The following is an 11,488-nucleotide window of genomic DNA, read 5'->3' on the forward strand; positions in this document are numbered from 1 at the left end:
GGGTGCCGGGCGGGGTCAGCGCGCCAGAAGCTCGAGCGCGGCCATCGCCGCGTTGTGGCCGCCCAGCCCGCTCACCGCGCCGCCGCGGCGCGCACCCGAGCCGCACACCAGCACGGTCGGGTGCTCGGTGGCGACGCCCCAGCGCTCGGCGGGCGTGACCAGTGGATCGCCGTCGCCGGCCCACGGCCACGACAGCTCACCGTGGAAGATGTCGCCCCCCAGCATCCCGAGCGCGCTTTCGAGGTCGGCCGTGGTCCGCGCCTCGACGCAGAGCGACCCGTCGGACGCCTCGTACAGGCAGTCGGCGATGGGCTCGGCCAGCACCGTGTCGAGTGAGCGCTGAGCCGCGTCGAGGAGCGTCGCGCGCGCGGCATCCGGATCCCGTCCCTCGAGCAGTCGATGCGGAACCTGCAGGCCGAAGAGCGTCAAGGTGTGCGCCCCCGACGCTCGCAGCCCGGGGCCGAGGATCGACGAATCGGTCAGCGAGTGACAGTAGATCTCGGCCGGCAGTGGATCCGGGATGCCGCCGCCCTGCGCCGTCGCGTGCGCCGTGTCGAGCTGCGACATCGTCTCGTTGACGTGGAACGTGCCGGCGAACGCGGCCTCGGGCGCCACCCGGTCGTCGCGGAGGCGGGGGAGGCGCTGCAGCAGCATGTTGACCTTCAGCTGCGCGCCCTCGGGCGCGGGCACGGGGGCACCGCCGGCGCTGCCGGAGGCGAGCAGCCGCGCCAGCACGGCCGGGCCGACGCCGCTCAGCACCAGCCGCGCGTGCACCGTCGAATCGTCGTCGAGCGTGATCGCGCCGTCGGGCGAGACCGCCACCACCTCGACACCGGTGCGCAGTTCGGCGCCTGCATCTCTCGCGGCGCGCGAGAGCTCCGCTGACACGCTGCCCATGCCGCCGACCGGCACATCCCAGTCGCCGGTGCCACCGCCGATCACGTGGTAGAGAAAGCAGCGGTTCTGTCGAAGGCTCTCGTCGTCGGCCGATGCGAAGGTGCCGATCAGGCCGTCGGTGAGCGCGATGCCGCGGGCGATGTCGGTGTCGAGCGACGATCGCAGCAGCTCGCCCAGCGGGCGCTCGAACAGCGCCTCCCAGAGCCCGTCGTCCTCTAGTGCCGCACGCACCTCCCCGGCCCGGCGCAGCGGCTCGGTCATCGACGGGAAGAGCAGCCGGGCGACGGGTTCGAGCCGCTCGGAGAACTGCGCGAACCGCACTGCCTCACCGGTGCCGCCGGTCACCCGGGCGAACGCGTCGGCGGTGGCCGCGGCATCCGCCGTGTCGATCAGGATGCCCCGCGAGGGGTCGTGCGGATCGGGCGTGTAGGAGGAGTAGCGACGGCGTCGCAGCCGGATGTCGAGCCCGAGGTCGTCGATGATGCTGCGGGGGAGCAGGCTCACGAGGTAGGAGTAGCGCGACAGGCGTGCGGCGACGCCCGGCCACGGCTGCTCCGACACCGCGGCGCCGCCGAGATGGTCGAGCCGCTCGAGCACGACGACCGTTCGTCCCGCGCGCGCCAGGTACGCCGCGGCGACGAGGGCGTTGTGGCCGCCTCCGACGATGGCGGCGTCGTACACGGGGGAGCGGACGGCAGCGGCCATGGGGTCACGCTACCGAGGCCGCCCGCTCTCGCGCGAGTGTCGCCCGCCGTTCGTCAGCGGACCGAGGCGCTGCCGAACGCGGGTCTCTCCTCCTCGCCTCAACAGGTCAACCGCGCTTCTCCAGGAGGTTGAGTCGTTCCAACCTCCTGTGGAGCCGCGGTTGACCTGTGGGGCAGCGCTTCACCCGGAGGCGAGCGTGGGCGGAGCTGCACCCGGTTACCGTGGAGGCATGAGCCTCGAGCACGACCTCGAATCCCTTGCCATGGAGATCGCCCGCGAAGCCGGTGAGCTCGCCCGGGTGCGGCGCGAGGCCGGCGTCGCCATCGCCGCGACCAAGTCGGCGCTCGCCGACATCGTCACGGAGGCCGATCGCGAGGTCGAGGCGCTCATCCGCGCACGGCTGAAGGCCGCACGACCCGACGACGGCTTCCTCGGCGAGGAGACCGGGGCCGAGCGCGGCGCCGGCGACGTGACGTGGGTCGTCGATCCCATCGACGGAACCGTCAACTACGCGTACGGCATCCCGGCCTACGCCGTCAGCATCGCGGCCGTCCAGGGGGAACCGGACCCTCGGGAATGGACCGCGCTGGCGGGTGTCGTCTACGCACCGGTCAGCGGCGAGATCTTCCACGCGGCGCGCGGCGAGGGTGCGTGGCTGGGGGTGAGTCGGATCGCCGTCAACCCCGAGGTCGGACCCGCGGGCGCGCTCCTCGCGACGGGGTTCGGATACGATCCGGCGACCCGACCGGGCGACCTCGAGCTGATCGCGCGAGTGATGCCGTCGCTGGCCCGCGACCTGCGCCGCGGTGGAGCCGCGTCGCTGGACCTGTCGTACGTCGCCGCCGGTCGTCTGGACGGATACTTCGAGCGCGGACTGGCACCGTGGGATCTCGCCGCGGGCTCGTTGATCGTGACCGAGGCGGGCGGGCGATTCGGTCGCGCCCAGCCTGACGGCGGCCCGCGCGGGCCGCTGGTCGTCGCCGCGACTCCGGCCATCTTCGACCGCCTCGCCGAGGCGGCCGGACTGGTCTGAGGCGGGCGCCTCTCATCGAACTTTCACGAAACGCGCGTCATGAAATCCAAGTCGCACATGGCATTCCCAGCACGCCCGGGGTAGTGTTTACCCGATCGTTACCTTCGCCGCCCGAACGGCGGAGGTGGTCCTAGCCCGAACGACCGCCTTGCTGCGTGCACCCCCCCTCGCGGCACGACCCGAGAGCCCGACTCCGCTTTGCCTTTCGACTCCCCCATGGCTGAGCCTGCGCCCACGCGCAGATCCAGCCGCACCTCTCCGACGCCTGTGCAGGCGATGCCAGAGACCCCGGGGACCGGCCGTGCCACTGTGCGGCGGCAGGCGGCGAGTGCGACTCCCGAGCGTCCCGCGGTGGTCTGGGGTCGCTCGGTCGATGCGAAGCGGACGGATGCCGCGGCCCCGCCCGCCCCGCAGGCCCAGGCGTCGTCGTACGTGACGCCGGCTTCCGACGTTGTGACGCCGCGACCGTCCCTGTCGGCCGCGGACGCTCCTGTCGCCCCCGTGCTGCCCGTCGCCGCTTCTGCGCCCGTGACGCCGCCCGTGGTCCCCGCCCCGGCCCCGTCGTCGGTCGATGTCCCTGCGACATCCGGCCCGGTCATCGAGCCGGTGATTCCCAGCGCCCGCCGTGCTGCGGTACCGGCGGCGCCCTCGGCCGCGCCCGCGGAGCACGCGAGCCGTCGCACCCGCCGCATCCAGACCGGTGCGCAGCCCGTCGTCGACGTCCCGCCCATCGCCCCGCAGACGCCTTCCGCGCCGGAGCGCGCGGCGGCCCTCTTCGAGGCGGCGCTGCCGACGCACGACGAGCCGGCGCCGCTGCTCGACACGGTGCTCGTCCCCGCAGAGCCGTTCGAACTGCTCGCCGCCACCGTCGAGGCCGCTGCCCCCGTCGAGGCTGTCGCCGTTGCCACCGAGCCGGCTGCAGCGACGCCGGCGGGCGACACCGCCTCCACGTGGATCGCCGAGACCTTCGCGAAGCTTCTGGCGGCCGACGCGGCCGCCACCGTCGCGTCGACGGCCGCGGCCGTCGAGGCGGTCGACCTCCCGCAGACCGCCGCGCCGCACCAGTCGTCGATCGCGGAGCCCCAGACGACGGCCGCGCAGCAGACCGCAGTGCCCCAGGCCGAGGGGCAGACCACGGCGCCGCCGCAGGCGGTACCCGGGCGCCGGCGCGCGGCCGCGCCCCAGACCACGACGCAGCCCGCAGTTGAGCCTGCGCCGACCGTCGCATCCCAGGCCGCTCCTACGTCGCGCGTCGACGTCCCGTCGCCGACGATTGCCGCGCCGGCCGCCGCCTCCGCGCCTCGGCCCGCCGAGACGCCGGCGTCACCGCCGCACGCGGAGCAGCCGCGCCCCGAGCGGGTCGGACCCCTCACCGGGCCCATCCCTCAGCCTGCGGCATCCGATGTCGACGAATTCGAGGCCGCCTCGCGACTGTTCGCGTTCACGGGCGAGACCCCCGTCCAGCAGGCTGCGCGTGAGGCGCAGCCCGCGGCAGACGCAGCCTCCGCCCCGCGCACGGCCGCGCGTCGTTCCCCGGCGCGCCGCGGCGCGGCCTTCAAGCGCGCGACCACCGCGTCGTTCTCGGTGGGTGTGCTGGGGATCGTCGGACTCATGGCGGTCGGCATGACCACGCCGGCAGAGGCGGTCGCCGCGGTGAACGGCACCGACGCGTCGCTGTCCGTCGTCGCCGTCGGCGACAACACCGTGCCGGTGATCGACGAGGCCGAGATCCAGGCGTACGTGGCTCCCGGCGACGTGGAGAACGACACGCTGGAGCGCAGCGGGAACTACACGACCACGACGACGGCTCAGCTGGCGTCGGAGGCCGGCATCAAGAACTTCTCGAACCTGTTCCGCAACAACCCGAACTCCAACATCCAGTGGCCGTTCGCGGTGGGTGTGACGATGTCGTACGGGTTCGGCATGCGGTCGGGCCGGATGCACGAGGGCATCGACTTCACGCCCGGCAACGGCGCACCCGTGCAGGCCATCGCCGACGGCACCGTCCGCGTCGCGTCGGAGGCCGGCGGCGCCTACGGCGTGCACGTGACCATCGACCACATCGTCGACGGTCAACTCATCTCGAGCCATTACGCGCACATGCAGTACGGCTCGCTGCAGGTCAGCCCTGGTCAGCGCGTCACCGTCGGCACTGTGATCGGCCACACCGGCAATACCGGACGCTCGTACGGGGCCCACACGCACTTCGAGCTCCTGAAGAACGGCACCACGGCCATCGACCCTTGGCCATGGCTGCAGCAGTACACCGACGGCACCCACACGGTGGGCTGACCGGTTCGGAAGGGTGCCGGGCCTCTGGTATCCTCTTCTAGTTGCCTGCTCGCAGGCAGCACGCCCCGATAGCTCAGTGGCAGAGCACTTCCATGGTAAGGAAGGGGTCGTCAGTTCAATCCTGACTCGGGGCTCGCAGCATCCAATCACAGTGACCACGGATGCCGTGCGGCAGGGTAGCTCAGTTGGTGAGAGCGCACGACTCATAATCGTGAGGTCGCGGGTTCAAGCCCCGCTCCTGCTACGGATCGCCCCGGAATCTCGCCGATTCTCCGGGGCTTTCTTCTTCTGCTTCGCACTCGCCCGGCGGTCACGTCGGTGCTTCGACAAGGGCTGCGCGGGAAGGATGACGATGTCGCCGTCAATGCAGCAGCGACGCTCCAGACGTCGTCTGCTGGGGTGGATACCCACCGCGATCGCCGCTGCGATCTGCGTGGGCGTCGTCGTCGCGGCGATCCTCATGCAGAACTCGTGGTGGACCGATCCAGAACGCCCCGCGACCGCCGACCAGCAAGCGCCGGATGGCATGTCCATGCTCGGCGACCCGGGCATCGACTACCTCACCCGCGAGGGCGCTCTGCGCATTCGCATCGGGCCGGACTCTCTTACGGCCACCGAACTGGGACTGGAGCCTGACGGCCCGCGGACGTCCGAACCGATCACTCCCGTGCAGGCGATCGTCGTCGCGCCCGCCGGGAGCTTTCACGTCGACGTGACCCGCTCGTTCACCGTCCTCGCATCGGACGATGAGGTGCAGTCGGTGCAGCTGGTCCTGGAGTCGGATGGCGCGTGGCTGACGGCGCTCTCCCACCTGCAGAGGATCGCCCCGTACTGGGGGTGGACCGAGGCGGAGATCGACCAGCTCGAGGAAGATCTGACAGTCGCTTCCCGTGCGGGTGACGGGCGCGCCTACTCAGCTGAGATCCCGCCGACCGAGCACAAGGGGGCGCTCGCCTCTGCAGAGGTCGCTGTCGACGTGACGAACTCAGAGGTGACCACCACGCTCATCGTCAGTCGGCTCGACGACTGAGTGACGTGGCGGGCCGGGCGCCGATCTCACCGATTCTCCGGGGCTTCCTGCTTTCCGTGCGCGCCAGCCACCGACGTCGCCGCCCGCGCGATCAGGCCGGGGTGCGTCCGAACGCGAACTTCGTGCGCCTGCGCAGGGCGAACCCGAGTCGCTCGTAGGCCGCGATGGCGTTGACGTTCGACGCGGCCGCGTGCATGAGCGCGCGGTCCCCGCGTTGCTGGATGTGGAACGCCACGTCGAGCACCAGCCGGGAGGCCAGACCCTGCCGCCGGTAGGCGGCGTCCGTGGAGACCGCGCTGATCTCCGTCCAGCCGTCCGGGTGCAGACGCTCGCCGGCCATCGCGACGAGCCGGCCGCCGCGACGGATGCCGATGTACCGGCCCAACTCGTGCGTCCGCGGCCGGAAGGGCCCGGGCTGGTTGCGTTCGACGATGGCCAGCATCTCGGCGACGTCGTCCGCTCCGAGAACGACGGCTTCGGCATCCGGTCTCGGCTGCAGCGCCTCGGTCTCGACGAGCTGCACGCCATCGCCGCCGCCGAGGTCCTCCCATCCGGGAGGGAACGCCTGCTCGACCGCGGAGAGGCCGACGGGCGCGCCCGGACCGACGAGCTCGCGCAGGGCGTCCCACACCTCCGGGTCGTCCCACGTCCGCACGGCGACGAAGGGGGCGACCTCTTCGGGATACCGCCGCACGAGATCGTTGCCGATGGCGAAGCCGGCGTGCGGGCCGATGAGCGCATGCCACGCGGGATTGTCGAGCACCGCGGCATCCGCGTGCGGCACATCGGCGCGGGACGGATGCTGAGGCTCGGGGCGCTCGGTGGGGTCTGCGATGTCGATGGCCGTGTCTGACATGCATCCAGCGTGCGCCCGCGCGGCGTCAGCCGCAAAACCGACTCGTCATCCCCGGCAATGCGGGAGCCGTCAGCCCGGGTGGGGGGGCGACTGTGACGTCGGACGACCACCCGACGAGAACCGTTCCGGGGCTCGCCGTTAGTGTCGGCGGGGCGCACCTGCACCGCGCCGAGATCACTGAGAAGACCGACGAGGAGTTCCGTGTCCACACAGCTGGAAGACGAGACGCTGCAGTTCGTTCGCGAGCTCATCCGCATCGAGAGCGTGAACACCGGCGTGGCCGCGACCATCGGCGACGGCGAGACCCGTGCCGCGCGACACGTGCAGGAGCGCCTGGCGGAGGTCGGCATCGCCGCGGAGCTCATCGAGCCGCGCCCCGGTCGCGGCTCACTCATCGCCCGGATCGCCGGGAGCGATCCGAGTGCGGGCGCGCTGCTCGTGCACGCACACCTCGATGTGGTGCCGGTCGAGGAGAAGGACTGGACGCATCCGCCGTTCGGCGCCGACATCGAGGACGGCTACCTGTTCGGGCGAGGCGCCGTCGACATGAAGAACTACGCCGGCACCATCCTCGCCGTGGCTCGGCACTTCGCGCGCGAAGGGATCGTTCCGCGCCGCGACCTCGTGTTCGCCTTCCTCGCCGATGAGGAGAGCGGGGGAGTATGGGGCGCAGGCTGGCTCGTGCAGAACCGCCCCGAACTGTTCGCCGGCGTCACCGAAGCACTCAGCGAGGTGGGCGGCTTCTCGGTGCCGCTCGTCGCCGACCCGGCAGACGAGCGCCGCGCGTACCTCGTCGCCACGAGCGAGAAGGGTGTCGCGTGGTCGACGCTCACCGCACGCGGCCACGCCGCCCACGGATCCCGCCCGACCGACGACAACGCGGTGGTGAGGCTCGCCCGCGCGGTGTCGGCGGTCGGGTCCCACCGGTTCCCCGTCGTGCGCACGCCGGCGCTGCAGCGATTCCTCGACGTCTTCGGCGCGGCGCGTGGGCTGGCCTTCACCGACGAGTCGCTCGCGGACGATCTCGAGAGCCTGGGTTTCGTGTCATCGCTCGTGGGAGCGACCACACGCAACACGGCGACGCCCACGGTGCTGTCGGCGGGAGAGAAGACGAACATCATCCCCGCCGAGGCGTCCGCACGGCTCGACATCCGCATCCTCCCGGGACAGGACGACGAGCTGCGCCGGGGTCTGCGTGACCTCGCGGGCGACGACATCGACATCCGCGAGGGGCGGTGGTGGTCGGCGACCGAGGCGCCCGTGGACGCACCGATCATCGATGTGCTGCAGGAGGCGATCACGGCGCACGATCCCGACGGGATCGTGGTGCCGTACTTGCTGCCGGCGAGCACCGACAACAAGCACTTCGCGAAGCTCGACATCCACGGGTACGGGTTTGTGCCGCTGCGGGTGCCGGTCGACTTCGATGTGTTCGCGCAGTTCCACGCCGCCGACGAGCGGATCCCCGTCGACGCGCTCCACTTCTCGGCGCGGGTGACCGAGCGGATCCTCCGCACCGCCTGAAACGGCGAATGCCCCGACCCGCCCGCGAGGGTGGGCCGAGGCATCCGTTGGACGCGTCGACGGTGCGACTGCTCAGGACGCGGCGTCGACCTCCGCGGTCGGAGCACCCGACTCCTTCCACGCGGGGAAGCCGCCGTCGACGTGCGCGACGTTCGTGAAGCCCTTCGCGCGGAGTTGTTCGGCGACGGGTCCGGACCCGCGGATCGACCCGCAGACGATGACGATCTCCTGGTCCCACTCGGTGATCTCGGCGAACTTCTCGGGAGAGTCGAGGAGGAACTGCGCGTCGAGGTTGTCGCGGTCGCCGCGGATCGAACCCGGGATCACGCCGTCGCGCTCGCGGCCGGCGTCGCTGCGAACGTCGATGACGAGCGCACCGGAGGCGGCGCGGCCGGCGGCCTCTTCGGCGGTGATGAGCGGCGCGTCGTAGGTGGGCTGTGTCGCGGCCTCGGTGGTGTCGGTCATGGGGATCCTCTCGGAATGGGGACGGATGCCGGGTGCCGGCGTCACGCTACGACCGCAGCGTGGATCGGGGCGCATCGCCGCGTCACACGGCGCCATGATCCGTCACGAGGCGTGGCCGGCACGTCGCTTGGCGGCGGTCGTGTGACGCCTCGCTACGTCGTGTGGCATCCCGCGACGCACGCGGCGATGGGAGAGGAGGTCGCGGTCGTATCGTCCGAAGAACTCCTCCGGAAAGCGTGGTCGCGCATGGTCCTGTACGAGTCGGTGATCGAGTCCATCGGCGGCACGCCGCTCGTGCGCGTGCATCATCTCGCCGCGGGCCTGCTGCCGCGCGTCTACGTGAAGCTCGAGTACCAGAATCCCGGCGGCAGCGTGAAGGATCGCGCGGCGCTGGGGATGATCCGCGCCGCCGAGCGGGATGGCTCGCTGCGGCCCGGAGGCACCGTCGTCGAGGTGACCTCAGGGAACACCGGCGTCGGCCTCGCGCTCGTCGCCGCGCACCTCGGCTACCGCGCCGTGATCTTCACGTCGAGCCAGATCGCCGACGAGAAGATCCGTCTGTTGCGCGCGTACGGCGCGGAGGTGCGGCTGGTGGATGCGTTCGTGCCGAAGGGCCACCCCGACAGCCTGGGCGCCGCCGCCGACCGGTTCGTCGCCGAGACCCCGGGCGCGTGGCGTGCCGGCCAGTACGACAACCCCGCCAATCCCGCGGTGCACGTGGAGTCGACCGGCCCCGAGATCTGGGCCGACACCGGCGGCGCCGTCACGCACTTCGTCGCGAGCGTGGGCACGGGCGGGACGATCTCGGGAACGGGCCGGTCGCTCAAGACGCTGAGCCGCGGGGCGGCGCGGGTGATCGCCGCGGACCCCGCCGGCTCGTCGTACTCCGGCGGCGACGGCAGCCCGAAGTACATCGAGGGCGCCGGGCACACCGTGCATCCCGAGGCAGAGGAGGACGTGTGGCCCGAGTCCTTCCACCTCGACGTCGTCGACGACTACGTCACCGTGACCGACCGCGAGGCGATCCTCACTGCCCGTCGTGCCGCCCGAGAGGACGGCATCCTGCTGGGCGGGTCGGCCGGAACGGCGCTCGCCGCGGCGCTGCGTCTAGCCGAACAGCTCGGGCCGGACGACGTCGTGGTTGCGCTCGCCCCCGACTCCGGGCGCAACGCGCTCTCGACGTACTACGACGACGAGTGGCTCGCCGACCGCGGATTCGTCTTCGACGACAGCGACGCTCCCACGCTGGGGGACCTCGTCGCCCAGCCCGCGCTCCGGGTCGCCGCGCACCTGACGGTCGCCGAGGCGGTCACGCGGCTGCGTCTGGACGAGCGGGATGCCGCAGCGCCCGTGCTCGTCGTCTACCGGCGCAGCGACGGCGAGGCGCCGATTCCGGCCGCCGACGTCGCCGGAGTCGTCACTCTCGACGACCTGCGGGCTGCGCTCGGCGCGGGCGCCGGGGACGCCCTCGTCCGCGAGCACGCCTCCCTCGCGCCGCCGACCGTCGGCATCGGGCGCGCTCCCGGCGTCGCTTTCGCAGGACTGGATGCCGCGCATCCGGGCTGGATTGCGGCATCCGTCCTCTGCGATGGAAGGATCGTCGGCGTGATCACCCGGGAGGCCCTCGTCGCGCACAGCGTCCGCAGCGATCGGCTGGCGGTGGCGCGATGACCGCCGACGTGCTGCAGACCGGTGCCGCCGGCTCCGGCACGGCCGCCCATGCCCGGGGGGCACGCCGGGGCCGATTGCGGGACCGAGGCGCCGTGGTTCACGGTGCGGACGGCGCGCAGCGACGAGTTCGACCGCGTCGGAGAGGTGACCTACCTCGGCTTCGGCCACGGTGGGCCCGGCGCGACGCAACCCGACCCGGAGCGGCTGGCGCTGCTGCGGGGAGCGGCGGCGCGTGCGGAGGTCGGCGACCTGCTGGTCGCCGTCGACGCCGCGGGGAGGATCCTCGGGACGGCCAGTCTGCTGCGCGCCGACAGTGCGCTCGTGCGCCAGTCTCGGGGCGGCGAGGCTGAGCTGCGCCTGCTGGCGGTGCTGCCCGAGGCCCGGCGCCGGGGCATCGGGGAGGCACTCATGATCGAGGCGATCGAGCGTGCTCGTGCGTGGGGTGCTCCCGCCCTGGTGCTCGACACCGGCCCCGCCAACGAGCGCTCGCAGCGCCTGTACCACCGGCTCGGATTCGATCGGCTGCCCGAGCGGGAGACCATACCGGCGTCGCGCGGCGGCTATCTCGCCGTGTTCCGGTTCGAGCTGGGCGGCTGACCGACGCTGCGCCTCTGCGCCGCTACGCCGCGGGCCGACGGCCGTCAGCCGACGCCGAACCGCTCCGCCTGCATCCGGGCCGCTGCGGTGGCGGGATCGTCGTCCCACGTACGCGGACGAGCCCCCTCGAGTCCGCGCCCGAGGGGCCAACCATCCGATCCAGCGCAGGGGTTCGCCTCCGGCCGGGGGCGTCAGCGCCTCGATCGCGGGGAGGTCGTCGACGCGGACGCGATCCCACGCGTGCATCACACGGCCGTCGCCGAGGCTGAGCCCCACATGGCCCCAATCGCGGCGCTCCCCGCAGCATCGCGGCTGCCGGGCCATCAGAAGGGGGCGCCGACGCTTTCGGTGGAGCGGAACACGGGCACGGCGCGTTCCGGCTCGACGAGGTACTGACGGCCGGAGGGTGATGTCCAGA

At 72.2% G+C, this 11,488-nt stretch carries 9 protein-coding genes and 2 tRNA genes; 8 read left to right on the top strand and 3 right to left on the bottom strand.

Annotated elements, in window-relative coordinates:
* Nucleotides 1-15 precede the first annotated feature (15 nt).
* Nucleotides 16-1,602, bottom strand: coding sequence for an NAD(P)/FAD-dependent oxidoreductase (locus B2K11_RS11295; protein WP_163618368.1), 1,587 nt, complete (start codon nucleotides 1,600-1,602; stop codon nucleotides 16-18).
* A 229-nt stretch (nucleotides 1,603-1,831) separates the two neighbouring features.
* On the opposite strand from B2K11_RS11295, the gene B2K11_RS11300 reads away from it, so the two are divergent.
* From B2K11_RS11300 to B2K11_RS11320, 5 genes are all read left to right on the top strand, one after another.
* Entirely contained in the window at nucleotides 1,832-2,635 is an 804-nt protein-coding gene (locus tag B2K11_RS11300; RefSeq protein WP_163618369.1) for an inositol monophosphatase family protein, read from the top strand.
* 276 nt (nucleotides 2,636-2,911) lie between these two features.
* Complete coding sequence (locus B2K11_RS11305; RefSeq protein WP_163618370.1) at nucleotides 2,912-4,927, top strand: M23 family metallopeptidase; 2,016 nt, start codon at nucleotides 2,912-2,914, stop codon at nucleotides 4,925-4,927.
* Nucleotides 4,928-4,989: 62 nt separating this feature from the next.
* Nucleotides 4,990-5,061, top strand: a tRNA-Thr gene (locus B2K11_RS11310).
* 36 nt (nucleotides 5,062-5,097) lie between these two features.
* Nucleotides 5,098-5,171, top strand: a tRNA-Met gene (locus B2K11_RS11315).
* Nucleotides 5,172-5,279: 108 nt separating this feature from the next.
* Nucleotides 5,280-5,957 carry a hypothetical protein gene (locus tag B2K11_RS11320; RefSeq protein WP_163618371.1) on the top strand — a complete coding sequence of 226 codons (678 nt, stop codon included), beginning with the start codon at nucleotides 5,280-5,282 and terminating at the stop codon, nucleotides 5,955-5,957.
* A 91-nt stretch (nucleotides 5,958-6,048) separates the two neighbouring features.
* Here B2K11_RS11320 and B2K11_RS11325 read toward each other — a convergent pair whose 3' ends face one another.
* Nucleotides 6,049-6,813, bottom strand: coding sequence for a GNAT family N-acetyltransferase (locus B2K11_RS11325; protein WP_163618372.1), 765 nt, complete (start codon nucleotides 6,811-6,813; stop codon nucleotides 6,049-6,051).
* Nucleotides 6,814-7,014: 201 nt separating this feature from the next.
* Between B2K11_RS11325 and B2K11_RS11330 the strand changes: the two genes are divergently transcribed.
* Nucleotides 7,015-8,337 carry a M20/M25/M40 family metallo-hydrolase gene (locus B2K11_RS11330; protein ID WP_163618373.1) on the top strand — a complete coding sequence of 441 codons (1,323 nt, stop codon included), beginning with the start codon at nucleotides 7,015-7,017 and terminating at the stop codon, nucleotides 8,335-8,337.
* Nucleotides 8,338-8,409: 72 nt separating this feature from the next.
* Here B2K11_RS11330 and B2K11_RS11335 read toward each other — a convergent pair whose 3' ends face one another.
* Nucleotides 8,410-8,802, bottom strand: coding sequence for a rhodanese-like domain-containing protein (locus tag B2K11_RS11335; RefSeq protein WP_163618374.1), 393 nt, complete (start codon nucleotides 8,800-8,802; stop codon nucleotides 8,410-8,412).
* Between the two features lie 246 nt (nucleotides 8,803-9,048).
* On the opposite strand from B2K11_RS11335, the gene B2K11_RS11340 reads away from it, so the two are divergent.
* Together B2K11_RS11340 and B2K11_RS11345 are read left to right on the top strand one after the other, a co-directional pair.
* Nucleotides 9,049-10,473, top strand: coding sequence for a pyridoxal-phosphate dependent enzyme (locus tag B2K11_RS11340; protein ID WP_163618375.1), 1,425 nt, complete (start codon nucleotides 9,049-9,051; stop codon nucleotides 10,471-10,473).
* Between the two features lie 48 nt (nucleotides 10,474-10,521).
* Nucleotides 10,522-11,070, top strand: a complete 549-nt coding sequence (locus B2K11_RS11345; RefSeq protein ID WP_163618376.1) for a GNAT family N-acetyltransferase — start codon at nucleotides 10,522-10,524, stop codon at nucleotides 11,068-11,070.
* Nucleotides 11,071-11,488 lie beyond the last annotated feature (418 nt).

This window comes from Microbacterium sp. B35-30 (assembly GCF_010634855.1).
Taxonomy (GTDB): domain Bacteria; phylum Actinomycetota; class Actinomycetes; order Actinomycetales; family Microbacteriaceae; genus Microbacterium.